This is a genomic window from Telluria sp. ZT3P25 (assembly GCF_059685895.1).
Genome location: NZ_JCASIJ010000001.1, coordinates 2455193 through 2481886 on the forward strand (window position 1 = coordinate 2455193; position 26694 = coordinate 2481886).

The following is a 26694-nucleotide window of genomic DNA, read 5'->3' on the forward strand; positions in this document are numbered from 1 at the left end:
CGATATGGTCTGGATACTGCTGGTCCTTGCAGGACTGTTTGAAATTGTCTGGGCCGTTGGCCTGAAATACACGGAAGGCTTCACGCGCCTGTGGCCCACGGTGGGCACGGTCGCCGCCATGGTCGTCAGCTTCGGCCTGCTGGCCCACGTGCTCAAGACGCTGCCGATCGGCACTGCCTACGCGATCTGGACGGGAATCGGCGCCGTCGGTACGGCACTGGTGGGCATCATCGTGCTCGGTGAATCGGCGTCACCGGCGCGGCTGACATGCATCGGCATGATCGCGGCGGGCACCGTCGGGCTCAAGCTCGTTTCTGCGCACTGAGATCGATTCGGGGAATCAATCAAGAAATGACTAGGACATTCTTGAAAAGCCGTGTATCTTCAACGATGCACCACATCAAGTCGTTGTTATTGTTGGCTTTTCTCTCCCGCCTCGCCTCTTCCGGCAGTCCAGTTTGATTCCCCCGCTTTTATCTTCTCTTGGTTGAACGTGCGTATTGGGCGATTTTGCCCATGTCACTGCAAAGGAATTCAACATGACTACCCAAACCGGCACCGTAAAATGGTTCAACGACGCAAAAGGCTTCGGCTTCATCACGCCTGATGGCGGCGGCGAAGATCTGTTCGCGCACTTCCAGGATATTCAATCGGAAGGCTTCAAGAGCCTGGCCGAGAATCAGCGCGTGTCGTTCGAGCGCTCGACCGGCCCTAAAGGCGAAAAAGCCGGCAACATCCGCGCGATCTGATGCTGCCCTCGTGACGCCGCAGCGCGCACCACGCAGATAGCGTGGGCGCAGCCGCAGCGCACATTGAAAGCCCGCCTGTTGGCGGGCTTTTTGCTGTCTGGGCGTTCAACGCAAATTTACAAACTGCTCAAGAATTGGCTCACATCCGCCCGTGCACGCGGCGCCTTCACGGTCGACGCCGTACCAAGGCCAATGAAACAAATAGCACGCTCATGCGCCTCGAGCTGCAGTAAAGTGCGCATGCCCGCAAAATCCATCGCGGCGCCACTGGCCAGGCCACTCGCATAGCCCAGCAACTGACCTGCCACCAGCATGTTCTGGATCGCGCAGCCGAGCGATACGAGTTTTTCGTGCGCCGGGATGATGGTGCCCGGTTCATCGCGCAGCACCGCCACCAGCAGGCATGGCGCGCGCAGCGCCTTGTCGTGCGCCGTGGCGAGCGCCTCGTCGCCGCAGGCCGGATCGCGCGCCTGCACAGCGGCGGCGAACACGTCGCCCAGCAAATGCCGCTTGGGTTGCGGGATCACGATGAAGCGCCACGGCCGCAGCAGCCCATGATCGGGTGCCTGGGCGCCGGCTTCGACGATGCGCAGCAGGGCCGCGTCGTCCGGGCCGGGCGCGATGAGGCGGCGCAGCGTGTAGTTGCGCCGCGTGGCCAGGATGGTCAGGAAGTCGTCGGCGCCAGCCGGATACTCGGTATGCATGGCGCCAGTATAGCGAGAGCGCCGCCGATCCGCCGGGATGGCGCGAACTGGCGGTGTATGGCAAATATATGCTCAGTACACGTCGCGCCGGTAGCGCCCCGCGTCCAGCAGCCGATCGCGTTCGGCCTCGCCGAGAATCGCCGCCAGCGCCGCATCGACTTCCCCGGCCATGCCCTGCAGGCTGCCGCAGACATGGATGACCGCGTCGCGTTCGACCCATTCGTGCAATGTGTCAGCGCGGGCACGCAGGCGGTCCTGCACATACTCGGGCGCGTCGTCGCGCGAAAACACCAGATCGCATTCCGGCAGCGCACCGGCATCGCGCCACGCGGCGATCTCGCCCGCGCACAGGCTGTCGAAGGCGCGCTGGCGCTCGCCGAACAGCAGCCAGTTTCGGTACTGCCCGGCCAGCACGCGGCTGCGCAAATGCGCACGCAGGCCGGCCATGCCCGAGCCATTACCGATATAGATGCAGGGCCGCGCATCCTGCGGACCGTGGAACCCCGGGTTCGTCGCCAGCCGTGCACGGACCATCGCGCCGACGTCGAGATGCGCAGTCAGCCAGCCCGATGCCAGACCCATGCCCTGCTCGTGGCGCAGCTGGCGCACGAGCAGCGTCAGCGCGCCGTCCTGCGGAATGCCGGCAATCGAATAACGGCGCGGCGCCAGCGGTTTGAGTGCATCGGCGCATTCCTGGGTCGATGCGAACGGATGCCCGGCGCCGGGCAGTTCGCTCCAGGCCAGCGCGTCGCGCAGCGGCTGGGGTTCGCCATGCCAGGTAACCCGCGCCGCGCCATCCAGCCCGCTGACCGCCAGCCAGGCGTCGACGGTCGCCACCGTGTGGCGCGCCGCGACGTCAAGCAGGTCGCCGGCCTGCCACTGCTGATCTGCCGTCGCCTGCAGCACCAGTTCATACAATGGCGCGCCCAGACTGCCGGGATTCAACAGCGTACGTGCGACGAGGCGCCAGTCGGTCATCGGTGCAGCGTCATTGGCAGCGGCGGGGGGCGTGCCGGAGGCCGCACCCAGTGTGCCCAGCGCATGCATCCAGCGGCCCAGCGCCGCGGCGTCGCCCTGGTCGACGTCGATCCTTGGGAACAGCGCCGTGGCGCCCAGCGCACCGAGGCGCTCGTCAAGCGCGATGCCGTAGCCGCAGTAGCGGGCGTAATTGCGGTCGCCCAGCGCCAGCACCGCGTACTTGCAGCCGGCCAGCGCCAGTGGCACTGCATGCAGCTCGCGCGTGAAGCGGCGCGCTGCATCCGGCGCTTCGCCGTCGCCGAAGGTCGCCGCCACGAACAGCGCGTGGTCGTAGCCGGCCAGTTCGCCCGGGCTGAGCGCCGACACCGCGCGCAGATCGACCGCGCGGCCACCGGCGCGCAGCGCGACGGCACTGTGCAGCGCAATCCGCTCGGCCTGGCCGCCCTGGCTTGCAAAGGCCAGCAGGATCGGCGCACCGATGCCGTGCGTGGTGGATTTGTCCGTCATGGCCAGCGCCCGTTCGCGCGCCAGTGCGCGCTGTTGGCGCCGCCGGCCCAGGTACAGCAGCCAGCCGGTAATGGCAAAGCCGGGCAAGGCCAGGCTGGCGAGCATCATGATGACCCGCCCCGGCAGGCCGAAGTAGCTGCCCGTGTGGAGCGGCCGGATCGTGGTCAGGGCGCGCTGGCCAAGGGTTTGCGCGCCGTAGGGTTCGTTCTTGAGCAATGCGCCGTCGCTGGCGCGCAGCGACATGCGGTTGCGGGCGCGCTCGTGCGGGCCGTCCTGCGCAATCCACGTCAGCTGATAGGCGCCGCTGCCGCGTTCGGGCAGGCGAATGGTCGCGCTGGCCCAGTTCGGGGCATGCGCGAGGAAGGTGTTCCAGGCCGGATCGAGTGCGGCCGGGCCATCCGGGGTTGCTGCGCGCTTGCGTTCGCGTGGCTTCGCCATCGTCCCGGTTGCGGCGCGGCGCTCGTTACCGGCCCAGCCCTGCACCGTGTCGCGCACGACGTCGAAGCTCCAGTAGATGCCAGTGCCACCGACGATCAGGTAAGCCACCAGCGCCCAGGTGCCGGCAATCGCGTGCAGCGCCCACAGGAACGAGCGGCCCCGCAGGCTGGTATTGAAGGTCAGCCACGCGCGCCAGTTGGCGGGTTTGCGCGGCCAGCGCAGATACAGGCCGCTGAGCGCGAGCCCCACGAGGCACAGCGCCAGGATACCCAGCACGAGGCGGCCCGGCGCGCGCGGCAGCAGCAGCCAGCGATGCAGCTCCTCGACCCAGTTGAACGCGGCCTCGAAGCGCAGCGCCGGCAACACGGCGCCGCTGTACGGGTGAACCCGCACGTCCGGACCGCGCCGCTCGCCCGGCGGCGCGGCAAAGCGCACCAGCGCCGTGCTGCCCGGATCGGATTCGAGCACGATGCTCACCACGCGCTCACCTGGGCGTTCGCGCTGCGCCGCCTGCAGCAGTTGTTCTGGCTCTAGGGGCGGACGCGCTTCGACGTCGACCGTCATGACGCCAGGATTGAGCACGTCCAGCAGTTCGTCCTCGAACGCTATGATGGCGCCGGTCAGGCCGATGACGGCCAGCAGCGTGCCGGCCGTGATGCCGACGAACCAGTGCAGCTGGAACCAGACCGCGCGCAGCGACGGCAGGCGCCAGCGACTCACAGCGCGACCTTCACCGACAGCTTGATCAGGCGCGGCAAGCCGGCGCTCAGGCGCGTGCCGGCGCCGGCCCAGTACCCCTTGTCGGCGGCATTGTCGACGTTGAGCTGCCACGTCGTGCGCTTGCCCGCGAACTGGCCGATGTAGCGTGCGCCCACGCTGAACAGGGTGGTGCCACCCAGCCAGGCCTGGTTCAGGTCATTCACGGGCCGCCGGCCCGTGTAGTACGCGCCGGCTGTCAGCGCCAGGCCGGGCATTGCATCCAGGTCCCACGCCACGAACGTGCTGGCGGTACGCCGCGCTGCGTTCTCGGGCAGCTTGCCGTCATACGTCGCGTTGATGTTGCGAAATGCCGGATCGAGCCACTGGGCCGACGCCTGCCAGGCCACACTGCGCAGGATGCGGCCCTGCGACGACAGCTCCAGCCCGCGATAGCGTTGCTCACCGTCGGCGGTGAAGACATTGCCGGCGTTGGTGTAGTAACCGGGCCGCTCGATCTCGAAGAGTGCCGCCTGCGTCAGCAGGCCGCCGGCCGTGCGCCAGCGCGCGCCGACTTCGCGCTGCTTGCTCACGCCGGGCGCCAGGCGCGTGCCTTCGTTCGCACTGCCGGCCGGCGCAGCCTCGCCCTCTTCCAGGCCTTCGGCGGCTGACGCATACACGGAGAGATCGTCACGCAGGCGGTAGACGACGGCTGCCATCGGCGTCGTTTCGCTCGCGTCGTAGTCGTTCACGCCCTGCGTGCTGCGGCGCACGCCGCCAATGAATTGCCAGGCGCCCAGGCTGACGCGATCGACCACGTACAGGCCCTGGTCGCGCGAATCGAGGGCCGCGGTCGTGGGCGTCGTCGGCCGCGCACCGATCGAGAAATTCGTCATCGGCAGCGGCGCATACAGGTTCTGCGCGGGAATCGTGTAGTTCGCCTGGTAGATCGGGGCCTGGCCCTTGTCGGTATCGCTCGCGCCGATCGTCACCTCGTGCGTCAGGGAACCCGTGCGCAACTGGCCGGCCAGTTCGGCACGCAGCATGCGCGAATCGACGTCGGCATGCTGCAGATTGCCGGTGATGCGCCCGGCCCCGGTCGCGACGCTCGCCGCATTATTGAAGCGGAAGATCGGCAGCGAGCGGTCGCGCTTCGTTTCAGCGTGCCCCGCTTCGAGCGTCAAGGCCCAGGCGTCGTTCAGTGCGATGTCTGCGCGAAGCTGCGCGTTGCGTGAATGCGTTTCAAACCTGGCCCAATCAGGGCCGACAAGACGGCGCGGATCGACCGCGCGCGGTAGCGTGATCACGCCGCCCACTGCCGGTGGCAGGTTGATCCCGGCCTGCTCGGTCACGCGGCGCTTGTCGTATTCAAGGTCGGCGCGCAGGCGCACGCGCGCGTTGACGCGCCAGTCGAATGCGCCGGAGGCGAAGCCGCGGTTGCCATTGCCGACGCCATCGAGGTGCGAACCGAGCGTGCCACCGGCCGCATTGATGCGCACGCCGACTGCATCATCAACGCCGAAGCGCCGCGCAGCGTCGAGCGTGGCGACGACCGTGCCGTGGCTGTCGACCTGGGCGCCGACGGTCGTCAGCGGCGTGCTGCCGGCGCGCTTGGTGACGAAGTTCACGACGCCGGCCGGCGACGTGAAGCCGTAATACAGTGCGGTCGCGCCCTTGAGCACCTCGACGCGCTCCTTGTTCTCCATCGATACCTGGCCGAAGTTCATGATCGGCAGCGAACCATTGAGGCGGTAATTGGTGCGGTTCTCAACGGCGATGCCACGGATGACCAGCTGGTCCCACGTGTCGCCACCGTTCTGCTGACGCGTTACGCCGGCCGTATTGCGCACTGCGTCATACAGGCCGGCGACACCCTGCAGCTCAAGTACGTCACGCGTGATGACGTTGACAGTCGACGGCACGTCCATCACATCGCTGCCGCGAAAGCTCCCGGCTTCCACCGTATTGGGCATGAAGCCCTGCGCCTTCACAGCCGTCACGCGCACTGCCGGCATCGCGCCACCATTGGCTTCCTGCGCCATTGCTGATGCCGGAAACGCGTGGGGAAACACCAGGGACAGCGCAAGAACGAGACGCGACGGACGCAGGGAAACGGACAGGGACATGAGAAGAAGCAGTGATCAGGAGCAAACCGTGATTCTATCGTGAATGAGAATCATTTTCAATGACGGCTGCAGGTACACCTGGACTTGCTGCAGATGCACACCGTGTAGTGGTCGTACCTATCGCCTTTTTTGATGGAGGCATCAGAAAACGCTATTTACATGTGAATGTCATTCAATTCTATGATGACTTGACTGCATCAAACGCCACGCGCGGGGCAGCTTCGAGCACAAAAGCCTATAACAGGAGACACGCATGCCGACACACGCAATCACACGCCGGGCACTGACCGCCGCCATCGCCCTGCTCGCTTCCAGCGCCGCCCTGGCCGCTGACTATCCGGAAAAGACCATCACCCTCGTCGTCCCGTTCTCGGCCGGCGGCCCCACCGACGTGGTGGCCCGGATTCTCGGGCAAACGATGGCGAAGTCGCTCAAGCAATCGATCATCGTGGAAAACGCCCTCGGCGCGGGCGGCACGCTGGCCGCCGGCCGCATCGCGCGCGCCACGCCGGATGGCTACACGCTGCTGCTGCACCATAACGGCATGGCCACCAGCACCACGCTGTACCGCAAGCTCGCCTTCAACCCCATGACCGACTTCGAGTACATCGGCCAGGTGGCCGACGTGCCGATGGTGCTCATGGCGCGCAAGGACCTGGCAGCCAATACGCTGCCCGAGCTGATCGCGATGATCAAGTCGAAAAAGGACGCAATGACAATGGGCCATGCTGGCCTGGGCGCCGTGTCGCACCAGTGCGGCATGCTGTTCCTGAGCGCGATCGGCGTGCCACTGACGACCGTTCCCTACAAGGGCACGGCGCCGGCACTGAGCGATATGCTGGGCGGCCAGATCGACCTGCTGTGCGACCAGACGACGCAGACGACGTCCTACATCCGCGCCAACCGCGTCAAGGTGTACGGTGCGACGACGAAGACGCGCATCCCGTCGCTGCCGGCCCTGCCGACGCTGGCCGAACAGGGCATGGCCGGTTTCGAGATGTATGTGTGGCACGGCATGTACGCGCCGAAAGGCACGCCGCCAGCGGTGGTGGCGCGCATCGGCACCGCGCTGCGCGAGGCGCTTAACGATCCGAACGTGAAGGCGCGCTTTGCCGAACTGGGCGCCGAGCCGGTGTCGGATGCGAAGGCCACGCCGGAAGGCTTGCGGACGCACCTGAAGGCCGAGATCGACAAGTGGGGCCCGATCTACAAGAAGAACGGCGCGTTCGCCGACTGATACGCGCCACACAAAAAGCCCGCGCTGCCATCAAGGCGGCGCGGGCTTTTTTCATCGACGGTTGCTAAACGGCGCCTTGTACGTGCATGGCCACAATGGCCGCTGCGTCGTAGCCCAGCTCCGCCAGGATTGCATCCGTATGCTGGCCCAGCGCCGGCACGGCGTCCATGCGCGGCGTGACGTTGTGCGGCAACCCGGGCGGCAGCATCGCGGGCACGCGGCCGTTGGCGGTGTCCACCTCAGTCCAGCGGCCGCGCGCCTTCAGTTGCGGATGGTCCCAGACTTCGTGCATGTCGTTGACCTGGGCATTGGCGATATGCGCCAGCTCCAGCCGCTCGCGCACCTGCTGCGCCGTCAACGTCGAAAACGCCGCCACGATCAGCGCGGCCAGTTCGTCGCGCGCTGCGACCCGGCGTGCGTTGGCATTGAAGCGCGGATCGGTCGCCAGGTCGGGCGCCTGCAGCACGATCGCGCAAAAGGCCGCCCACTCACGCTCGTTCTGAATGCCCAGCATGACCGATTTGCCATCGCCGGCCAGGAACGGCCCGTACGGGAAGATGGTCGCGTGCGAGGCGCCCGTGCGCGCTGGCGGCGCCGCGCCGTCATACGCGTAGTACAGCGGATAACTCATCCACTCGGCCATGCTCTCCAACATCGACACATCGATGCGGCAGCCCTCACCCGTGCGGCCCCGCTGCAGCAGCGCGGCCAGGATGTTCGTGTACGCGTACATGCCGGCCGCGATATCGGCAATCGAGCAGCCGGCCTTGGACGGGTCGTCCGGCGTGCCGGTGATCGACAGGAAGCCCGATTCGCTCTGGATCAGCAGGTCGTAGGCCTTGCGGTCGCGGTACGGGCCGTCGCTGCCATAGCCCGAAATGTCGCAGACGATCAGGCGCGGATGGCGCTCCTTGAGCGCCTCGTACGACAAGCCAAGGCGCTCGGCCGCGCCGGGCGCGAGATTCTGCACCAGCACATCGGCGCGCTCCAGCAGGCCCGCCAGCACGGCGTCGGCCTGCTCGTGCTTGACGTCGAGCGTGAGACTCTCTTTCGAGCGGTTGGTCCAGACGAAGTGTGAGGCCAGGCCATTGACGCGTTCATCGTAACCACGCGCGAAGTCGCCGCTGCCAGGCCGCTCGACCTTGATGACGCGCGCGCCCAGGTCGGCCAGCTGGCGCGTGCAGAACGGCGCCGCGATCGCGTGTTCGAGCGTGACGACGGTGATGCCGTCGAGAGGTCGCAGGGGTTTCATGGGTGTCATGTGCCTGCCTCCTCAGAACGAGCGTGGCAGGCCGAGCACGTGCTCGGCGACGTACGACAAAATCAGGTTCGTCGAGATCGGCGCCACCTGGTACAGGCGCGTCTCGCGGAACTTGCGCTCGACGTCGTACTCGGACGCGAAGCCGAAGCCGCCGTGGAACTGCAGGCAGGCGTTGGCCGCTTCCCACGACGCTTCAGCGGCCAGCATCTTGGCCATATTGGCTTCGGCGCCGCACGGCTTGTGCGCATCGAACAGCGCGCAGGCTTTAAAGCGCATCAGGTTCGCCGCTTCGACGTTGATGTAAGCGCGCGCAATCGGAAACTGCACGCCCTGGTTCTGGCCGATGGGCCGCCCGAACACGACGCGCTCATTGACGTACTTGCTGATCTTGTCGATGAACCAGTAGCCATCGCCGATGCATTCGGCGGCGATCAGCGTGCGCTCGGCGTTCAGGCCATCGAGGATGTACTTGAAGCCCTTGCCTTCTTCGCCGATCAGATTCTCGGCCGGGATTTCGAGGTTCTCGAAGAACAGCTCATTGGTCTCGTGGTTGACCATGTTCTGGATCGGCTGCACGACCATGCCCTGCGCAATCGCGTCCTTGATGTCGACCAGGAAAATCGACATGCCCTCGGATTTCTTCGTGACCTCGGCAAGGGGCGTGGTGCGCGCCAGCAGGATCATCAGGTCGGAGTGCTGCACGCGCGAGATCCATACCTTCTGCCCGTTGATCACGTAGCGGTCGCCCTTGCGCACGGCCGTCGTCTTGATCTTGGTGGTGTCGGTGCCGGTGGTCGGTTCGGTCACGGCCATCGACTGCAGGCGCAGCTCGCCGCTGGCGATGCGCGGCAGGTAGTGGCGCTTCTGCGCTTCGGAGCCGTGGCGCAGCAGCGTGCCCATATTGTACATCTGGCCGTGGCAGGCGCCGGCGTTGCCGCCCGAGCGGTTGATCTCTTCCATGATGACCGAGGCTTCCGTCAGGCCCAGGCCCGAGCCGCCGTATTCCTGCGGGATCAGCGCAGCGAGCCAGCCCGCTTGCGTCAGCGCGTTGACGAAGGCTTCGGGGTAGCCCCGCTCGTCGTCGACCTTGCGGAAGTACTCGGCCGGGAATTCGGCGCACAGGGCGCGCAGCGCGTCGCGGATGTCTTCAAAATCGTGGTCGGTGTGCATGGCGGTCTCCTAATATTTACTGGGTGGCTTAGACCAGCAGCGCCTCGGCGCGCATGGCCAGCTGGCCGTCGTGGGTCTTGGCCCACAGCGTGATCGTGTGGCCGTCCGGCTCGACGCGGCCGCAGACGCTGAAGCGGTGGATGTCGAACAGCGGCTGCACGGCGCGGAATGAAAACGCGGTGACGACAGCGGCCGGCCGTTCGCGCCGCACGAGGTCGAGCAGCAGGCTCGCGATCAGCGGGCCATGCACGATCAGGCCGGGGTAGCCTTCGACCTGCGTCACGTAGGGCTGGTCGTAATGGATGCGGTGGCCGTTGAAGGTCAGCGCCGAATAGCGAAACAGCAGCACCGGGTCGGGCGTGATGTCGCGGATCCAGTCGTGGTCAAGGTCCGCCGCCACCGGCGATGGCGCCGGATCGCCCGGCTGCGGATTGGCGCGGTAGACGATGTCGTGTTCTTCCTCGATCGCCACACCGGCCGCGCCTTCGATCACGTGGCGCACCAGCACGAACACCAGCTTGCCACTGCGGCCTTCCTTGCTCGTGATGTCGGCGATGGTTGACACACGCCGCGCCTGATCACCGACCTGCAGCGGCGCGATGAAGCGCAGGCGCCCGCCGGCCCACATGCGGCGCGGCAGGTCCACTGGCGGCAGAAAGCCCCCGCGCAGCGCGTGTCCGTCCGGACCGATTTGCGATTGCCGGTGCACGGGCAAAAAGTACAGCCAGTGCCACAGCGGCGGCACGGCGCTGCCGGGATGTGGCGCCGGGTCGTCGCGGTCGAGCAGCGCGGCCATCGCCGCGATCGGCGCCACAGTGATGGTGTCCAGCCGTTCTTCGGTGCGGCCCTGCCAGTCGGTCAGATGTTCCATGGGGTGTCTCCTGTCATTGTCTTGTTCTAATGGGCAGCATCGTCGACGATGCGCTCGGCCCGGAGGATCACGGGCCGGTCGACCATCTTGCCGTCCACGGCGACGGCGGCGCCGTTGGCCTCGCGCGCTGCGGCCAGCACGCGTGTGGCCCATGCCACCTCGGCGTGCGTGGGCCGAAACCCTGCATTGATGGGCGCTACCTGGCGCGGATGAATGCACAGCTTGGCGCCGAAGCCGAAGCGACGGGCGCGCAGGGTGTCCGCGTGCAGTTGGGCCTCATCGTCCAGGGCCACGGTCACACCATCGATCGGGGGCGCAAGACCCGCCACACGCGAGGCCAGCACCAGCATCGAGCGAAAGTGCAGCAGTTCCTCGTCATCACCCTCAATGCCCAGGTCGAACTGGAAATCGATCGAGCCGAACGCCAGGCGCGCGACGCCCTTGACACGCGCCAGCGCATTGATCGCCGCCATGCCGCAGGCGGTCTCGATCAGCGGCAGCACGGGCAACCCGAGCTGCGCGACGCGCTGGAGGTTTTCTACCGACTCAGCCTTCGGCAGCATGATGGCGGCCACGCCAGCATGGCGGCACAGCGCCAGGTCATCCTCGAACCAGGGCGTGTCTTCGGCGTTGATGCGCACGACGACGGGCATGGATGGGTCGAGCGCCGCCGCCACCTGCATGCGCGCCGCGTCCTTATCTGCGGGCGGGACAGCATCTTCGAGGTCCACGATAACGGCGTCGGCTCCGCTATCCAACGCGCGGACAAAACGCTCGGGGCGGTTACCGGGGACGAACAGATAGGAACGGGGGATGGCTGCCATGACGAACCAGTCGCGTGGTGGGATTGAGGCCCATCATAAATTTGAATGCAGGCGACTCAGAAATAGAAAAACGTGATTCGACGATCACGTGAGCGCATGGCTGGTAGGGATCACGATCCGGTATTGCAGGCCGAGGAGGAATAGCTTATGTTGATGGCACGACCACTTGAAGGACAAGCATGGACATCAAGCAGATCCGCACGCTCATCGCCATTGCCGAAACGGGAAGCGCCACGAAGGCCGCGGAACTGCTGCACCTGGTGCAGCCGGCGGTATCGCGCCATATCCGGATGCTGGAAGAAGAATGCGGCGCCCTGCTGTTCGAGCGCGAGCGCCATGGCATGGTGCTGACCGACGCCGGCCGCACGCTGGCCGAATACGGCCGGCGCGCATTGCGTGAACTGGACAAGGCGCGCGCCGAAATCGGCCCGGCCGCCAATGCGATCTCGGGCCGGTTGATGATCGGCCTTCTAGCCAGCACCAGCAATCTGCTGGCAACCGAGCTGGTGGCGCGTGTGCGTGCCAAACACCCTGCTGTCACGGTCGGCATCAATGTCGGGTATGCGGGCAATGTGGTGCAGTGGCTGGAAGCCGGTGAAGTCGAGCTGGCGCTGCTGTACGACACGCGCGCCTCGAATGGCATGCAGGTCGAAGCGCTGCTCGATGAACGCCTGTATGTGATCGGGCGGCCGGGCGACATCGATGCATCAAAACCGTTCCCGTTGAAGCAGCTGCGCGACCGGCCGATGATCCTGCCGAACGCCCCGCATGGCCTGCGCAGCATCATCGAGCACGCGCTGGCGGTGGCCGGCATCAGTGTCGACGTGGTGGCCGAAACCAACGCGCTCGACCTGCAAAAATCGCTGGTCAACAAAGGCTTCGGCTACAGCATCCTGCCCAGCTCCGCGATCCTCGACGAACTGCGCGACGGCACGCTGTCCGGCGCCCCGGTCGGCACCCCCGACCTGTCACGCCGCATCGTGCTGGCCCGCGCCGCGACCCGCCGCGCGTCTCCGGTCAGCGTGGCTGCCGCCCCCGAACTGGTCGGCCTGATGAAAGAAATGGTCCTGAGCGGCGCCTGGCCCGGCGCCGCCTGGATCGGCCGCTAACTGCACCTGCAGCAGCCACTGGCTAGCAGCCAAAGAAATTGCTCAATAATTCGACTCTGACCCTAATTGTCAGGCAATCTCAGCAGCCATGTAACAATTAGGGTCAGAGTCGAATTGTTTGACAACTTTTGGGAATTGCCCAATAAATCGACTCTGACCCTATTTGTTGGCGGTGCCGAGCAATTGCCCAATAATTCGACTCTGACCCTCATTGCGGGGAAATCGGAGCAATTGCCCAATAATTCGACTCTGACCCTAATTGTGAGTTGGGGTGGTGAGTGATTGGCCGAGTTTGAGCGTAGCGGCGACGTTGCGGGCGGTGGTGCGCAGGTTGAAGTCGGCGTTGGCGAGGGCTTCGGCGACCGTGCCGGCTTTCATGATCGTGCTGAAGGTCGCGTCGATGCCGTGCGCGTGAACGGCGCTGGCGTCGTGGCCCAGGCAGCCGCCGATGGCGATGACCGGTTTGCCGTGGCGGGCGGCCACGCGGGCCACGCCGATCGGGGTTTTGCCGTTGACGGTCTGGCTGTCGATGCGGCCTTCGCCTGTGATGACCAGGTCGGCCAACTCCACGGCGGCGTCCAGTCCGACCGCGTCGGCGACGATTTCGCTGCCCGGGCGCAGGCGGCCTTTCAGGAAGACCAGCATTGCAGCGGCGATGCCGCCACCGGCGCCGGCGCCCGGCACGTCGGCCACGTTCTGGCCCAGGTCGCGCCCGATGACGTTGGCGTAGTGGCGCAGGTTGGCGTCGAGCTGGGCGACCATTGCCGGCGTGGCGCCCTTTTGCGGGCCGAAGATGGCCGAGGCGCCATTCACGCCAACCAGCGGGTTGCTGACGTCGCACGCTACCTCGAATACCGAATCGAGCACGCGTGCGTCGAGCTGCGTGATGTCGATCCGCGCCAGGTTCGCCAGCGCTGCGCCGCCCGGCGCCAGTGGTGCATCCTGCGCGTCGAGCAGCCGTACGCCCAGTGCTTGCAGCATCCCGGCGCCGCCGTCGTTGGTGGCGCTGCCGCCCACGCCGAGGATGAAGCGGCGTGCGCCGGCGTCGAGCGCGGCCAGGATCAATTCGCCCGTGCCGCGGCTGGTCGCGCGCAGTGGATCGCGCTGCGCAGGCGGAACCAGTTCCAGGCCGCTGGCGGCCGCCATCTCGATCACGGCGATGACGTCGCCGCCCGTCAGGCCGTAGAAGGCGTCGACGGGCGTACCCAGCGGCCCGGTGGCGCGCAGGTCGACGCGGCGGCCGGCCGTCGCGGCGATCATTGCGTCGACGGTGCCTTCGCCGCCATCGGCGACGGGGATCTTGACGTAGCTGGCGTCAGGGAAGATTTCGCGGAAACCCGCCTCGATGGCGCTGGCTGCTTCCAGTGCCGACAGGCTTTCCTTGAACGAATCGGGTGCGATCACGATGTGCATGCTGCGCTCCGATCAACGATTGACGAGGCGCGCAGGCACCACCAGCACCAGCATCGCACCGATGAACAGCACGGTCGACAGGATGTACAGCGCCATGTCGGTGCTGCCGGTGGCGTCCTTGATCCAGCCCACCAGAAACGGGCTGAGGAAACCGGCGATCTGGCCCATCGAATTGATCAGCGCCAGACCCGCGGCGGCCGCCGCGCTGCCCAGGAATGCCGCCGGCAGCGGCCAGAACATCGGCAAGCCGGTCAGCGCACCCATCGTGGCCAGACTCAGGCCGATCATCACCAGCACCACGTTATCCGAGAAATTCGCGGCCAGCAGCAGGCCGGCCAGCGCCATCAGCAAGGGCGCCGACAGGTGCCAGCGACGCTCGCGGCGGCGGTCGGCCGAGCGGCCCACCAGCACCATGAAGACACCGGCGAACAGGTAAGGAATCGCGCTGAGCCAGCCCACCGTGGTGGCGCTCTCGAAGCCGAGCGACTTGATGATCGACGGCAGCCAGAAGTTGATCGCATACACGCCCATCTGGATGCTGAAGTAGATGAAGCCGAGCATCCACACATGCCAGTCGCGCAGCACGGCGCCGAACGAATGCACCGCGTGCGTGCCGCTCGAGCGCTGCGCTTCGTCCTCGTCGAGCGCCGTCTGCATCGCTGTTTTTTCTTCGGCCGTCAGCCAAGGCGCCTGCGCCAGGCTGTCGTTCAGGTAGAACAGCACCGCGACGCCCAGCAGCACGGTCGGAATGCCCTGCAGCAGGAACAGCCACTGCCAGCCAGCCATGCCGCCCTGGCCGGCCGAGAAGTGACTGAGCATCCAGCCCGACAGCGGGCCGCCGATCAGACCCGAGACGGGAATGGCCGACATGAACAGCGCCATCACCTGGCCGCGCTTGTGCGCCGGGAACCACTTGGTGAAGTACAGGACCATGCCCGGGAAGAAGCCCGCTTCGGCCACACCGGTAAAGAAGCGCAGCACATAGAATTCGACGGGCGTGCTCACGAACAGCATGCAGGCCGACAGCGCGCCCCAGGTCATCATCATCACCGCGATCCAGCGCCGCGCGCCGAGCTTGTGCAGGATGAGGTTACTCGGCACGCCGAAGGTCACGTAGCCGATGAAGAAGATGCCGGCCCCCAGGCCATACACGGTCTCGCTCAGTTGCAGCGCATCGAGCATCTCGAGCTTGGCGAAACCGACATTGACCCGGTCGAGATAATTGAAGAAGTAGCAGACAAAGATGAAGGGGATCAGGCGCCACGTGGCCTTGCGGTAGGCGCCGTCGAGCAGGCTCGGGCCGGGGGTGCTGGCAATGGTACTCATGCTGTCTCCGAATATATGGTCATGTAATCATCAAGATTATCAACCAAACAAGGGGCGCACAGCGTCGGCGACACGCACTAAAATCAGTACCCCGCGCATGCCTTTTTTCAGGCATATGCACAAGTTGGCGTCTACCTAACAAGACACCGCCTGCTGTCGAAGCCAGTCAACACCCGCCCGACGTGGGCGGCACGCCAACAAATTGTGCATAATCACAAACGATTCCTTCCACCCAGATATCGCCATGCACATCCTCGACGCCAGCCTCGCGCAGGAGATCGTCTCGCGCACCATGCGCATCATCCCGTTCAATGTCAACGTGATGGACGCCCATGGCGTGATCCTCGCCAGCGGCAACCCGGCGCGGGTCGGCGAGCTGCATGCCGGCGCCCTGCTGGCGCTGGCCAAGAAGCTCACGATGGAAATCGATGCAGCCGCGGCGCACAAGCTGCATGGCGCCCAGCCGGGCATCAACCTGCCGCTGTGCGTCGGTGGCCAGGTGTGCGGGGCGGTCGGCCTGTCCGGCGCGCCCGACGCCGTGCGCCAGTTCGGCGAACTGGTGCGCCTGGGCGCCGAGATGATCCTCGAGCAGGCCGCCCTGACCCAGGCGCTGCAGAGTCATTCGCGCTACCGTGAAGCCTTCGTGCTCAACCTGATCCGCTACGAGCCGGGCGCACGCGCCGAACTCGAAGGCTGGGCGCAGCGCCTCGGGATCGACGTCGAGCGCATGCAACTCGTGTTCCTCGTCGAGCTGCAGGGCGTGCCTGCGTCGGTCGACCATTCCCCCAGCGCCGTGCAACTGCTGCAGATGCGGATCCTGGCACGGCGCGACGACGCCCTCACCGCCACCGTCGGGCCGGCCGAGCTGGTGCTGCTCGATGCATGGGAGCCGTCACGCAAGGGGCTCGAGACGCCGCCGCAGCGCCGCCTCGACGCCCTGACCCAGCTGCTGCGCGAAGAATGCCCGCTGCCGTTCACGCTGTCGATGGGAATCGCCCTGCCCGGCATCGACGGCGCTGCCATCTCGTATGGCAGCGCGCGCACCGCCAGCCGGTTGGGGCGTGCCCGAGATCCGCAGCAGCAGGTCTTCAGTTATTACGAGATGGCCTTGCCGGTACTGCTGTCCGGGCTGGACAGTGGCTGGCAGGCGCACCAGCTGCGCATGCCGATCGCGCGGCTCGCGCACGACAAGAGCCGCGCCATGCTGCGCGCGACGCTGTCCGCGTGGTTCGCGCAGAACGAGAATTCGGCCGCCACTGCAAAAGCGCTGGGCATCCACCGCAACACGCTCGACTACCGGCTGCGCCGCATCGGTGAACTCACGGGCCTGGACCTCGGATCGAGCGAAGACAAGCTGCTGCTGTATGTCTCGTCGCTGTTAAGTCCGACGTTGAGCAGGACGGTAAGCCCACCCGTCAGCCCCGCCGACCCGGCGGCGTAGCCGACAACGCGCCGGTCGGCATCGATGCCGGCGTCACGCCCGACTGCTTGTCGTCCCGCTCACGCCGGGCCTTCGCAGCCGCAGCAATACGGCGCGCTTCGGCCAGGGCGGCCGCGCGCTGCGCCGGCGTCAGCTGGCCACCCAGCGCCGTCAGCAAGCCGCTGCCTTCGGCAAACATCTGCGGTGATGGGTCGCCAGGCTGCGCGACGTCTGCCTCGATCAGGCCAACGGCGAGCAGGTAGCCGTACCCCTGCACGGGATGCTTGTCCGTCAGGTTTGAACCGCCCAGCTTCTGCATCCCCCACAGCATGAGTGCAGTCGCGTCGCCCGTTTCGGCCGCCGCGTCGAGCTGGCTGGCCGCCGTCGCTTTCCACTCACGCACCAGAGGGTCGTCCGGTCGCGTCGTCAGCGCACTCGGGTCGCCGAACGGGCCTTCGGCAGCGTACATCCAGGCCGCGCCGGGTACGCCGGCCTTCACAGCCGTGGTCAGGTAATCGAGCCGGGCCAGCCGCTCGCGCTCGGTCATCGCGCCGCACATTCGCGTCATGTTGCGTCGCTCATCGGCATTCAATGCACGTGTGGTGCCCGGTTTGCCATCGTGGACCTCGAGATCGTGCCGCCGGTTGAACCACGCGCAGCTCGAGACGAGCATGTACGCCGCGTAGGCAGCGTGCGGGTCGTGCGAGGCCAGGAGGCTGGCCACATGCGCGCTCAGGCTCTGGTCGGCGGCGGTCGCCAACACGGACGCCGGTATCGACGCAGCCGCTGCGCCCTGCAGCGGCGGCTTGAAGGCCGGCACGGCAGGAGGTGGTACGTCCAGCGGAGGGGCGCCCGCCACCTGGGCCGTCGTTTCATTCGCAGCATCGCGCCACAAGAATCCTGCCCCTGCAACGCAGGCCACCACGAACGCGCCTGCCAGCCATTGTTGCGAACGTCTTTCCATTACAGCGCCCCTGTTGAATGCGTCGACCGCATCGAGTATAGCGAGCGCCAGGACGCTATTTCTCACAGATTATGACGAGCGCTGGCGCAGACACACTTTGTAGCATTGCTTACTGGAATTCTTAACATGTTAGGCGGTGCCCGTAGTCTAATGAATGCATCGATTCATCGGATCGGCCACCAGGAGAAATAAAAATGAAAACCAAGTTCATCGCAGCATTGATTGCATTGACCTTTACTGCGAGTGGCAGCGCTTTTGCACAACGCGGTGATCACGGAAACGATCGCGATCACGATCGCAATGGCTATTCACAGCAGCGCGATGACCGCCGCGACGATGACCGTCGCGACGATGATCGCCGGCACAACGGCGGCCCACGTGCCCACGACAACCAGCATCGCAACGACAGCGCCCAGTATTATCGCCGTGACGATACGCGCGGCGGCGGTCCACGCCACGACCTGCGCCGTGGGGGCAAGCTGCACAAGGAATACCGCAATAACCGTTACGTGGTGAATGACTGGCGTGGTCGCCACCTGAGCGCGCCACCGCGTGGTTATCACTGGGTCCAGACCGGCAACGATTATGTGCTGGCGGCGATCGCCAGCGGGATTATTGCCCAGGTACTGTTCGCGAATTAAACGCCAGTGAATGCCTCTATAAACCGCCCGTCGAACGACGTGGCGGTTTTTTTACGCGTACGCGTACCATATTTACAACATCCATTCATCCCTCGCCGATAGTTGCATCCATTCAACCCGGTGCACGTTTAATATCAATCAATATGCTTGATGTAATAACGGAGAATTGATGAATACGAATCTGAAACCAGGCGCACGCGCCGTGCGCGGCGTCTTCCTGGCCATTGCCGGGACGACCATTGCCCTGGCCAGCCTGCCCCTCGCCGCGCAAACGCTGCCAGCGACGTCGGCAACCGAGTTACCGCGCGTCGAAGTCACGGGCTCGGCGATCCGCCGCGTGCAGTCCGAAACCGCGCTGCCAGTGCAAACGATTTCACGTGCCGAGATCGAGAAAACAGGCGTGACCACCGCCGCCGAACTGATGGGGCGCGTGTCGGCCAACAGCAACGGCCTGACCGATGGCGCCAGCATCAATGTCGGCGGCGACCAACGCGGCTTCAACAGCGCCAACCTGCGCGGCATCGGCACCTCGTCCACGCTGGTACTGCTCAATGGCCGGCGCATGGCCAACTTCGCGTCGCCCGGCGACGACAGCGGCGTTGACCTGAACAATATCCCGGCCGCGGCGCTCGAGCGCGTCGAAGTGCTGCTCGACGGTGCATCGGCGCTGTATGGCACCGATGCCATCGGTGGCGTCATCAACTTCATCACCCGCAAGGATTTCCAGGGACTGGAAGCCAACTTGTACGTCGGCACGACCGACGAAGGCGGCGCCGGCAAGCGCACCGCCAGCCTGAGCGCCGGCAAGGGCGTGCTCGAGCGCGACGGTTACAACGTGTTCGCTGTGGCCGACTTCCAGCGCACCAATCCGTTGAATACATCGCAGCGCAGTTTTATTCCCGGCCTGCAGGTCGAGCAGCGCCTGGGTCACCTGCTCTCCAGCTACACCAGTCCGGCCAATATCCGCTTGAGCTCGGCCCAGCGCGACCACCTGCAGGAGATCGGCTTCACACTCAATGGGCGGCCGATCACGAACCGCCTGATCAACCTGTCGGTCCCGGGCTGCGCGCCACCGGCCAACGTCTACCTGCCGGACGGCACGGGCGGCGTCGATGCGTGCACCTATAACTACATGGGCGACACCGAGCTGTATCCGAAGTCCGAAAAGGCCAGCCTGCTCAGCCGCGCCGTGATCAAGCTGGGCGGGTCGCACCAGGCATACGCCGAAATGGCGCTCAGCCGCGCCAAGACCGACTACACCGGCTCGTCGGCGCGCGTGGCCGGCTACGTCGATTATTCGCGGGTGCCGCAACTGGCTGGCACCGGCCTGGACCAATTGGATGACGACATCCCGGGCGAGCTGGAATTGCGCATGCGCCTGAACGAAGCAGGCCAGCGCACCAGCACGCTCACCAGCGAAGGCGTGCGTTTCGTCGTTGGCGTGACGGGCACCGTGGGCGGCTGGGATTACGACACCGCGTTCAACCACAGCGTCAACACGGTCAAGGACCGCGACACCCACGGCTACCTGCTCTACAACGAGCTGCTCGAGGGAATCGCCGACGGCCGCATCAACCCGTTCGGTGCATCGAGCGCCGAAGGCCAGGCGCTGATCGACAGCATCCAGGTCGATGACGTCGTGCGCCGCGCGCGCGGCACGCTCGACGCCCTCGACGTCAAGTTCTCACGCGCCCTGATGCCGATGGCGGGCGGCGATCTGGCGGTGGCGATTGGCGGCGAAGCACGGCGCGAGAAAAACCGCTTCACGCCATCGGCCCTGCTATTGAGCGACAACATCAACAATGACGCGGCGCCGGAAGGTGGCCGCGCCACCAGCGACAGCCGCGATGTGGCCGCAATCTATGGCGAAGTGCTGGTACCGTTCGCAAAGCAGTGGGAAGCGCAACTGTCGGCGCGCTACGACCATTACGAAAACGTGGGCGGCGCGGCCAGTCCGAAAATCGGCCTGACCTACCGGCCAAGCGAGGCGCTGCTGCTGCGCGGCTCGGCCGGCCGGGGCTTTCGCGCGCCGTCGATGACGGAGCTGTACCGCCCGACCGTCTACAGCAGCACGGCCACCCTGCCCGATCCGGTCTACTGCGCCACGGTCGAGAACAATTACTCGGACTGCGCCGACAACTGGGACACGCGCCGCTACAGCAACGAGAACCTGAAACCAGAGCGCAGCCGCCAGTTCTCGCTGGGCGCCGTGTTCGCCGCCGGCAAGCATGTCAGCGCGTCGATTGACTACTGGAACATCAAGCGCACGAACCTCATCAGCGAAATCGGTGACGACATCATCCTCGGCAATCTCGCCAAATATGGCGATCTCGTGTACCGGGATGAGGACGGCCTGATCGACTATATCGAGCTGCGCAAGGACAACCGCGGCGCGCAACTGGCACGCGGCATCGACCTGGCGCTCACGGTACGCGGCGTCGACACGGCCATCGGCCGCTTTGGCGGGCGCCTGAACGGCACCTATGTGCTGACGTCGGACATCCAGAATGCACCCGGGGACGAATTCGTGAGCAACCTGAACCGCTTCGTGACCGATGGCGTGGTCCAGCGCTGGCGTCACACGGTGAGCTTCGACTGGGATCGCGGACCGCTGTCGGCCAGCCTGCAAAACACGTTCTCGAGCGGCTATGAAGACCAGAATACGGCGATCAATATCGACAACGGCAGCGTGGTGGCAGCCAACCGGGTCAAGCGCTATTCGTTGTGGGATTTGTCGGGCGCGTATGCAATCGATGCGCACCTGAAGCTGCGCGTGGGCATCCAGAATCTGTTCGACAAGAGCCCGCCGTATTCGAACCAGGCCTATTACTTCTTGTCGGGATATGACCCAAGCTATACGGACCCTCGCGGGCGCCGTTTCTATGCCAGTGCCAATTATTCGTTCAGATAAAGCCTGGCGGGATACCGCCGTGTCGGGAAAGCTTACAGACGTAAATACACCCGACCGGCGCTGATTAAAACTCTTATTGGAATCAGACACTTGAAACCAATATGACGGATGGCATGGTTACTGCTAGTTACAAGACTCACACTAACTGGAGAAAACCATGTCCCTGCGTATCCTGAAAAAGCTGCTTGTCGGGTTGTCATTACTGGCTTGCACGTCCGCATTCGCTGTACCGCTGGTGGTCAATATCGCTGGTGCCCAGAGCTTTGGCGAAGTGGGAGAAGCAGGCAATACGGTATTCACGTTCAATGTGGGCGCAGGGTCCCAGATCACCAGTGTCGCCTTCAACGTCAACATTACCGCTTTCACACCGAGCTATCTGTCCGAGGTCGGCTTGTATTTCAGCGATTCAGCGCAGTCGACGGGCGTGTATTTCAACCCGGGCTTTGAAAACCCGGACCCTGGCACCGCCACCTACGCCGGTTCGGCCAGCCTGATCGACCTCGGATTTGACTTCCTGGTCGGCGCGGATGGCATCCTGCGTCTGGAGTTCTACGAGGATTTCGATGATGGATTGGTGTCGCCAGACGGCATCTGGAACTTCGGCACGATCACCTTTGGTGTGACGGAAGTGGGCGGTCCTGTGGATCCGGGCACGGACATTCCTGAGCCGGCAACCGGCATGCTGCTCGGCGCCGGCCTGGCCTTGATGGGCTTTACGGCGCAGCGCCGTCGCACCGGCGCCAACAGGGTTTAAGCCGCAACCTGGCGCAGTTGCCTGGCAGCTGCGTCACAGGGACTGGTTCTCGATACGAACCAGTCTCCAGCAGTCGTCCATCTTGAAGTAATACGACACCAGGTAATTGGTGTCGGCCTTGGCCAGATTGACGCGCGCCGTCGATACGGTGACGTCTTCCAGTTGCATGACAAGTGCGTTGTCCTTGCGCTCTTGCACCAATGGCATGACGGGAAATTCAACCGGCTCGACCGTCGTGTAGCTGCGTTGCACCGCCTCGTCACTGGAGAATCGCTGGATGAAAAACGAAATATCCTGCGCCGGACAAACGGACGCCGATGTGGTCGCGGGCGCATCCGACTGCGTGGTCAACTGAGCCGCCTGGCAATAGCCTGCTGACGTCAGCAGCAGCGCGAAGAATAGCTTGTCCAAACCGCCCAAAATAACCTCCCCGATCGATTCCCTCAGAAATGGCGCGCTGCGATCAAAGCGCAGCCTGCGCCCCAGTTTACCAGAAGAGCCACAGCGCCCTGAACACGGTCAGCCTGCTTGCTTGACAGGTCGTCATCACGAAAATGGGAACGTGCGTCAGCTGTTCTGTCGCCATACAGGAACGAAAAGCCTCTGACACCCGACATTTCTGCACACGATTGCATTGTCATGCCTCAAATGCAACGGATAAGCTGGCATTATGTAGCAGATAAAACATGAACGACTGCAACCCTCACGGGCGCCAGGCACAGAAAATCGCACGGCTCTGACAGAATGACGATGAATCGATTTCGAACTACCGGACTCCCGGCCAGCATCCGGGGCACGTTGCCCACTCATCTTGACGCTTCCGCCACCACCCCTCTCCACCGCCCCCGCCTGCTGCTGGTCGACGACGAGCCGCGAGTATTGGCCTCACTGCAGGAAATGCTTAAAGGCAGCGGCTACGCCATCACGACGGCCGACAGCGGCACTGCCGCGCTGGCGTGCCTGGCAGAGATGCGCTTCGACCTGGTGCTGCTCGACCTCTTGATGATGGATGTCGATGGGCATCAGGTCATGGACTTTATCAATCAGCACGACATCAAGGCCGACGTCATCGTTGTCAGCGGCACCGTCGGCATCGATTCGGCCATCGGGGCCTTGAAGCGCGGTGCCCACGATTACCTGCGCAAGCCGTTCAGCCGCGAAGAATTGCTGCGCACGGTGGAAAACGCGCTCAAGCAGCGCGACCTGCAGCAGATCAACCGTCGCATGGTAGCAGCGCTCGCGCTGTCCGAAAAAAAATACCGTTATTTGGTCGATGCCTCGCCCGACATGATCTACATGCTCGGTCATGAAGGCCGCTTTACCTACGTGAACGACCGCGCGTGCCAGATGCTGGGCTATGAACGCGAGGAGCTGCTGGGCCAGCACTACACGGCGCTGCTGTATCCCGAAGACCACGAGCGCGCACTCTACGTCTTCAACGAGCGGCGCGTCGGCGAGCGGGCCTCGCGCGATGTCGAACTGCGCGTGACGTGCCGGGCAAGCCCGATGCACGGACACGCCACCGTCGCCGACACATCGGTGATGACGATCTCGCTCAACGCGATCGGCATGCACCGCGAAAAACGCGATCCGCACACGCCGACCTATGTCGGCACCTACGGCATCGCACGCGACGTCAGCGCACGCAAGCGTGCCGAGGCAGTCATCCATCACCAGGCCTACCACGACATCCTGACCGACCTGCCCAACCGCGTGCTGTTCAAGGACCGGCTCGGCCTGGCGATGCTGCAGGCGCGCCGCAAGCGCGCTGAACTGGCGGTGATGTTCATCGACCTGGACCGCTTCAAGCTGGTCAACGACACACTCGGCCACGGCCACGGCGACAAGTTACTGCAGCAAGTGGCGCAGCGCCTGAAGGACTGCCTGCGCAAGGGTGACACGCTGGCACGCCAGGGTGGCGACGAGTTCACGATCGTGCTGCCCGACCTGCGCTCGCGCGACGACGCTCGCGTGGTTGCCGACAAGTTCATCGAGCAGCTGCATCAGCCATTCGACCTGGCCGGCACCGAGGTGCATATTTCGGCGTCGATCGGCGTGGCCATCTACCCCGAGCACGGTGAGTCGATCGACGAACTGCTGCGCAATGCCGACATCGCGATGTACCGCGTCAAGGACCTGGGCAAGAACGGCCATGCGTTCTACGATCCGTCGATGCACGACGCGCTGCACCAGAACGTCGCGCTGGAACAGCATCTGCGCCGCGCACTCGAGCGCAACGAACTCGAGATGTACTACCAGCCACAGATCGACGCTGCCAGTGGCCGCATCATCGGCGCCGAGGCACTGATGCGCTGGAACCATCCGGTGCGCGGCCTGATCATGCCTGCAGAATTCCTGCCGTTCGCCGAAGAAAGCGGCCTGATCGTCCCGATCTCGGAGTGGATGATCGACACCCTGTGCCGCGACATGGCGCAATGGGGCACGGACTGTGCGAACCCGTTGACGCTGTCGCTGAATCTGTCGCCGCATTATCTCGACCACAGCAAATTTTTCGAAACGATGCGCAATGCCCTGGAGCGCTACGACATCGGCCCTGGGCGGATCGCCGTCGAAATCACCGAAAACATCTGCATCCGCAATCCGCAGTACGCGATCGAGCAGCTCAGGAAACTCGGGCAGCTGGGTGTCTCGGTGGCCATCGACGATTTCGGTACCGGCTATTCGTCGCTCGCGTATCTGCACCGGTTTCCGATCCAGACCATCAAGATCGACCAGTCGTTCGTACAGCAGATCAGCGACGAGGATGGGCATTACCCGGTGGTGCTGGCGATTATCTCGATTTCACGCGGGCTGAATCTGGATCTGGTGGCCGAGGGCGTCGAAACGGAAGCGCAGGCGCGCTATCTGCGCGCGCATGGGTGTTCGACGATGCAGGGCTTTTTGTTTCACCGGCCGATGCCGTTGGGGGGCTTTGTCAACGTGCTCAATTCGTAAGTCGCTGCGGGGGCACATCGTGGTTGCCCCTCTTGGCTGGATTTGTAGGGACGTTGGCCGTAGAGATCATTGACCACCCGCACCATCGCGCGCCATGGCAATACCGCGCTGCGTCCGGTCAGGTACCCCCTTCGAGGTTGTCAACTCGACGCTGTCATCCGGATAGATATGCACACCGAGAAATTTTGCCCCCAGCACGACGGTGTCAAGGCGCAGGGTATTCCGATTAGCGACTGTCTCGCCATTGCGTGGTGTGCCCTTCGGACCATCAAGCCGCCAGGTGACGGTTTTCTGTCCTAACGCGAAGGAGATGCCGGTGAAGATCCCTCCACCGGTAGCCGGATACGCCTCGCTGGTTTCGCCGACCTTACCGTCGATGTAGACATCGAAGATGGGCCGGTCAAGATAATTGAACAGCACAACATCCAATACGACTTTCATTGATTTCGCCTCACAAATATGTGCAACAGGCAGGAACGCAATAGCCCTGAGAAGATGGCGCCGATTCATCGCTGCAACAAGAAGTTTGCCGATTCTGATTTCAACATTTGATTCTCAAAAAAGTTTTTTGAACTTGCCAGACTCGAGCAACCGATAGCGCTTCTTCCCATCGTCGTCTGTGCATACATGGCGTTCGTCGATCGTAAAGCCATCATTGAGCTCATCAGAAACTTTCCCTTCTTTGATCACGAGGTAGACACCTGACATCATATCGCGATCTTCCGGGCTGCCCTCCAGATCTTCCACGCGGACCACCAGCGCCTCTTTTAGCGGAGGAAGCAGGATAAACGTGGGGTGAAGCACGTTCGCGAATGGCGGCGCATAATCGTCAGCATAACTGGCGCCGCCCTTCCTGTAGTCATGGATGCCGATCAGTCTGGCAAGGAGATCGCTATTTTTTGCGTGGCAATGTAGGGGTAGTAAACAGGTGCGCACCGATCGGTCTTATGTTGCCCCCCGCGCACACGCGGAAGCAACCCGTGGCAAATGCTGATGAAAGTGGCGGGATCAAAAGGAAGTTGACTCAGCCTTCGGCCACCCAGAGCGAGTTTCGCTTCCACTCGTCGCAAGGCGCCATCGTCAACGCGCGCATAGCTATGGAAAGCCGAGCCTGCAAACGGTGTCAGCAGTTTATCGCCACTGACCAAAAAATCAAGCACGGGCCCGTTGCAGGTTTCGTCAATGTCGGCTTTAAGATAGTCCTTGGCGCCCATGACAGAAAATGAAAAATTCTTCTTAAGATATTCTCAAGCATCTACTCGGTGACGCCTTCCTTTAGCAGCGACTGAAACGGACTGGAGTAGAGATAGCGGCTCTTGGTTAATGCGACATTGCAGTTTGGCGACATTTTCGCCACATTATTGATAATTTGAAGAATCGGATTTTTCGTTGACGGCGGCGTCATCTGACCAAAATAGTCCATGCTCTTCTCGTATCGCCATGTACCATTGATATTTTCAGCATGAGCAGTTTGACATATCAAAACAGTTATAAGCGCCACCGATTTCACTAGTGCTCGCATTGCGTTCCTCTGTTGCGATAAATCACGAATTATATCCCTATAACTGTTTATTATTGCTGACACTCTTCAATTTAACAACACAGGCAATGTATGCATGATATCGCCAGTCAATATCCCC

23 protein-coding genes are annotated in these 26694 nt (G+C 64.0%); 10 read left to right on the top strand and 13 right to left on the bottom strand.

What is annotated here, in order from left to right; all coding sequences use genetic code 11:
- The first annotated feature begins 4 nt into the window (after positions 1 to 4).
- Together sugE and AC56LY_RS10930 are read left to right on the top strand one after the other, a co-directional pair.
- Positions 5 to 325: a quaternary ammonium compound efflux SMR transporter SugE gene (gene sugE / locus AC56LY_RS10925; RefSeq protein ID WP_499579239.1), complete on the top strand. Its 321-nt coding sequence runs from the start codon at positions 5 to 7 to the stop codon at positions 323 to 325.
- 214 nt (positions 326 to 539) lie between these two features.
- On the top strand, positions 540 to 749 hold the full coding sequence (locus tag AC56LY_RS10930; RefSeq protein WP_499579241.1) for a cold-shock protein: 210 nt from the start codon (positions 540 to 542) through the stop codon (positions 747 to 749).
- 116 nt (positions 750 to 865) lie between these two features.
- Here the strand turns inward: AC56LY_RS10930 and AC56LY_RS10935 are convergent, their stop codons facing one another.
- The 3 genes from AC56LY_RS10935 to AC56LY_RS10945 all read right to left on the bottom strand — a co-directional run bounded on the left by AC56LY_RS10935 (position 866) and on the right by AC56LY_RS10945 (position 6198).
- A complete protein-coding gene (locus AC56LY_RS10935; RefSeq protein ID WP_499579243.1) occupies positions 866 to 1453 on the bottom strand; it encodes a nitroreductase family protein in 588 nt (195 codons plus the stop codon).
- 72 nt (positions 1454 to 1525) lie between these two features.
- A complete protein-coding gene (locus AC56LY_RS10940; protein WP_499579245.1) occupies positions 1526 to 4096 on the bottom strand; it encodes a PepSY domain-containing protein in 2571 nt (856 codons plus the stop codon).
- Complete coding sequence (locus tag AC56LY_RS10945; RefSeq protein ID WP_499579248.1) at positions 4093 to 6198, bottom strand: TonB-dependent siderophore receptor; 2106 nt, start codon at positions 6196 to 6198, stop codon at positions 4093 to 4095. Before AC56LY_RS10945 ends, AC56LY_RS10940 begins: the two co-directional genes overlap by 4 nt.
- Positions 6199 to 6451: 253 nt before the next feature.
- Between AC56LY_RS10945 and AC56LY_RS10950 the strand changes: the two genes are divergently transcribed.
- Positions 6452 to 7435 carry a tripartite tricarboxylate transporter substrate-binding protein gene (locus AC56LY_RS10950; protein ID WP_499579250.1) on the top strand — a complete coding sequence of 328 codons (984 nt, stop codon included), beginning with the start codon at positions 6452 to 6454 and terminating at the stop codon, positions 7433 to 7435.
- 64 nt (positions 7436 to 7499) lie between these two features.
- On the opposite strand, the gene AC56LY_RS10955 is transcribed toward AC56LY_RS10950, so the two are convergent.
- From AC56LY_RS10955 to AC56LY_RS10970, 4 genes are read right to left on the bottom strand one after another with little or no spacing between them, the layout of a single operon-like run.
- Entirely contained in the window at positions 7500 to 8678 is a 1179-nt protein-coding gene (locus AC56LY_RS10955) for a CaiB/BaiF CoA transferase family protein (protein ID WP_499582022.1), read from the bottom strand.
- Positions 8679 to 8708: 30 nt separating this feature from the next.
- Positions 8709 to 9866: an acyl-CoA dehydrogenase family protein gene (locus AC56LY_RS10960; RefSeq protein WP_499579252.1), complete on the bottom strand. Its 1158-nt coding sequence runs from the start codon at positions 9864 to 9866 to the stop codon at positions 8709 to 8711.
- A gap of 28 nt (positions 9867 to 9894) precedes the next feature.
- Entirely contained in the window at positions 9895 to 10737 is an 843-nt protein-coding gene (locus AC56LY_RS10965) for an HTD2 family dehydratase (RefSeq protein ID WP_499579255.1), read from the bottom strand.
- A gap of 26 nt (positions 10738 to 10763) precedes the next feature.
- Positions 10764 to 11561, bottom strand: coding sequence for an HpcH/HpaI aldolase/citrate lyase family protein (locus AC56LY_RS10970; RefSeq protein ID WP_499579258.1), 798 nt, complete (start codon positions 11559 to 11561; stop codon positions 10764 to 10766).
- 179 nt (positions 11562 to 11740) lie between these two features.
- Here AC56LY_RS10970 and AC56LY_RS10975 point away from each other — a divergent pair, with 179 nt between their 5' ends.
- Complete coding sequence (locus tag AC56LY_RS10975) at positions 11741 to 12670, top strand: LysR family transcriptional regulator (protein ID WP_499579260.1); 930 nt, start codon at positions 11741 to 11743, stop codon at positions 12668 to 12670.
- 255 nt (positions 12671 to 12925) lie between these two features.
- Here AC56LY_RS10975 and AC56LY_RS10980 read toward each other — a convergent pair whose 3' ends face one another.
- Positions 12926 to 14083, bottom strand: coding sequence for a glycerate kinase (locus AC56LY_RS10980; protein WP_499579263.1), 1158 nt, complete (start codon positions 14081 to 14083; stop codon positions 12926 to 12928).
- 12 nt (positions 14084 to 14095) lie between these two features.
- Positions 14096 to 15409 carry an MFS transporter gene (locus AC56LY_RS10985; protein WP_499579265.1) on the bottom strand — a complete coding sequence of 438 codons (1314 nt, stop codon included), beginning with the start codon at positions 15407 to 15409 and terminating at the stop codon, positions 14096 to 14098.
- Between the two features lie 244 nt (positions 15410 to 15653).
- On the opposite strand from AC56LY_RS10985, the gene AC56LY_RS10990 reads away from it, so the two are divergent.
- Complete coding sequence (locus AC56LY_RS10990) at positions 15654 to 16850, top strand: sugar diacid recognition domain-containing protein (RefSeq protein ID WP_499579267.1); 1197 nt, start codon at positions 15654 to 15656, stop codon at positions 16848 to 16850.
- On the opposite strand, the gene AC56LY_RS10995 is transcribed toward AC56LY_RS10990, so the two are convergent.
- Positions 16825 to 17793: a hypothetical protein gene (locus AC56LY_RS10995; protein WP_499579269.1), complete on the bottom strand. Its 969-nt coding sequence runs from the start codon at positions 17791 to 17793 to the stop codon at positions 16825 to 16827. The genes AC56LY_RS10990 and AC56LY_RS10995 overlap by 26 nt on opposite strands.
- A 194-nt stretch (positions 17794 to 17987) precedes the next feature.
- Between AC56LY_RS10995 and AC56LY_RS11000 the strand changes: the two genes are divergently transcribed.
- The 3 genes from AC56LY_RS11000 (at position 17988) to AC56LY_RS11010 (ending at position 22099) form a co-directional block, all read left to right on the top strand.
- The gene (locus tag AC56LY_RS11000) at positions 17988 to 18434 is read left to right on the top strand and encodes an RcnB family protein (protein ID WP_499579271.1); all 447 of its coding nucleotides are present in this window, start codon (positions 17988 to 17990) and stop codon (positions 18432 to 18434) included.
- A 169-nt stretch (positions 18435 to 18603) separates the two neighbouring features.
- A complete protein-coding gene (locus tag AC56LY_RS11005; RefSeq protein ID WP_499579273.1) occupies positions 18604 to 21345 on the top strand; it encodes a TonB-dependent receptor in 2742 nt (913 codons plus the stop codon).
- A gap of 157 nt (positions 21346 to 21502) precedes the next feature.
- On the top strand, positions 21503 to 22099 hold the full coding sequence (locus AC56LY_RS11010; RefSeq protein WP_499579276.1) for a PEP-CTERM sorting domain-containing protein: 597 nt from the start codon (positions 21503 to 21505) through the stop codon (positions 22097 to 22099).
- A 33-nt stretch (positions 22100 to 22132) separates the two neighbouring features.
- Here AC56LY_RS11010 and AC56LY_RS11015 read toward each other — a convergent pair whose 3' ends face one another.
- On the bottom strand, positions 22133 to 22450 hold the full coding sequence (locus tag AC56LY_RS11015; protein WP_499579278.1) for a hypothetical protein: 318 nt from the start codon (positions 22448 to 22450) through the stop codon (positions 22133 to 22135).
- Between the two features lie 399 nt (positions 22451 to 22849).
- Here AC56LY_RS11015 and AC56LY_RS11020 point away from each other — a divergent pair, with 399 nt between their 5' ends.
- Positions 22850 to 25054 (top strand): EAL domain-containing response regulator, encoded by a 2205-nt coding sequence (locus AC56LY_RS11020; RefSeq protein WP_499579279.1) that lies wholly within the window; start codon positions 22850 to 22852, stop codon positions 25052 to 25054.
- A 66-nt stretch (positions 25055 to 25120) separates the two neighbouring features.
- On the opposite strand, the gene AC56LY_RS11025 is transcribed toward AC56LY_RS11020, so the two are convergent.
- On the bottom strand, positions 25121 to 25495 hold the full coding sequence (locus AC56LY_RS11025) for a hypothetical protein (protein WP_499579281.1): 375 nt from the start codon (positions 25493 to 25495) through the stop codon (positions 25121 to 25123).
- Positions 25496 to 25609: 114 nt separating this feature from the next.
- The gene (locus tag AC56LY_RS11030) at positions 25610 to 25990 is read right to left on the bottom strand and encodes a hypothetical protein (protein WP_499579282.1); all 381 of its coding nucleotides are present in this window, start codon (positions 25988 to 25990) and stop codon (positions 25610 to 25612) included.
- Between the two features lie 44 nt (positions 25991 to 26034).
- Here AC56LY_RS11030 and AC56LY_RS11035 point away from each other — a divergent pair, with 44 nt between their 5' ends.
- Entirely contained in the window at positions 26035 to 26280 is a 246-nt protein-coding gene (locus tag AC56LY_RS11035) for a hypothetical protein (protein WP_499579284.1), read from the top strand.
- Positions 26281 to 26694: the final 414 nt, after the last annotated feature.

Excerpts from the sequence above, each read along its gene's own strand:
- AC56LY_RS10960 (WP_499579252.1), bottom strand. The coding sequence starts at position 9,866 with ATGCACACCGACCACGATTTTGAAGACATCCGCGACGCGCTGCGCGCC.
- AC56LY_RS11020 (WP_499579279.1), top strand. The coding sequence starts at position 22,850 with ATGAATCGATTTCGAACTACCGGACTCCCGGCCAGCATCCGGGGCACG.
- AC56LY_RS10945 (WP_499579248.1), bottom strand. The coding sequence starts at position 6,198 with ATGTCCCTGTCCGTTTCCCTGCGTCCGTCGCGTCTCGTTCTTGCGCTG.
- AC56LY_RS10965 (WP_499579255.1), bottom strand. The coding sequence starts at position 10,737 with ATGGAACATCTGACCGACTGGCAGGGCCGCACCGAAGAACGGCTGGAC.
- AC56LY_RS11010 (WP_499579276.1), top strand. The coding sequence starts at position 21,503 with ATGTCCCTGCGTATCCTGAAAAAGCTGCTTGTCGGGTTGTCATTACTG.
- AC56LY_RS10990 (WP_499579267.1), top strand. The coding sequence starts at position 15,654 with ATGCACATCCTCGACGCCAGCCTCGCGCAGGAGATCGTCTCGCGCACC.
- AC56LY_RS10935 (WP_499579243.1), bottom strand. The coding sequence starts at position 1,453 with ATGCATACCGAGTATCCGGCTGGCGCCGACGACTTCCTGACCATCCTG.
- AC56LY_RS10975 (WP_499579260.1), top strand. The coding sequence starts at position 11,741 with ATGGACATCAAGCAGATCCGCACGCTCATCGCCATTGCCGAAACGGGA.
- AC56LY_RS10970 (WP_499579258.1), bottom strand. The coding sequence starts at position 11,561 with ATGGCAGCCATCCCCCGTTCCTATCTGTTCGTCCCCGGTAACCGCCCC.
- AC56LY_RS10950 (WP_499579250.1), top strand. The coding sequence starts at position 6,452 with ATGCCGACACACGCAATCACACGCCGGGCACTGACCGCCGCCATCGCC.
- AC56LY_RS10995 (WP_499579269.1), bottom strand. The coding sequence starts at position 17,793 with ATGGAAAGACGTTCGCAACAATGGCTGGCAGGCGCGTTCGTGGTGGCC.
- AC56LY_RS11005 (WP_499579273.1), top strand. The coding sequence starts at position 18,604 with ATGAATACGAATCTGAAACCAGGCGCACGCGCCGTGCGCGGCGTCTTC.
- AC56LY_RS10980 (WP_499579263.1), bottom strand. The coding sequence starts at position 14,083 with ATGCACATCGTGATCGCACCCGATTCGTTCAAGGAAAGCCTGTCGGCA.
- sugE (WP_499579239.1), top strand. The coding sequence starts at position 5 with ATGGTCTGGATACTGCTGGTCCTTGCAGGACTGTTTGAAATTGTCTGG.
- AC56LY_RS11000 (WP_499579271.1), top strand. The coding sequence starts at position 17,988 with ATGAAAACCAAGTTCATCGCAGCATTGATTGCATTGACCTTTACTGCG.
- AC56LY_RS11025 (WP_499579281.1), bottom strand. The coding sequence starts at position 25,495 with ATGAAAGTCGTATTGGATGTTGTGCTGTTCAATTATCTTGACCGGCCC.
- AC56LY_RS10930 (WP_499579241.1), top strand. The coding sequence starts at position 540 with ATGACTACCCAAACCGGCACCGTAAAATGGTTCAACGACGCAAAAGGC.
- AC56LY_RS10985 (WP_499579265.1), bottom strand. The coding sequence starts at position 15,409 with ATGAGTACCATTGCCAGCACCCCCGGCCCGAGCCTGCTCGACGGCGCC.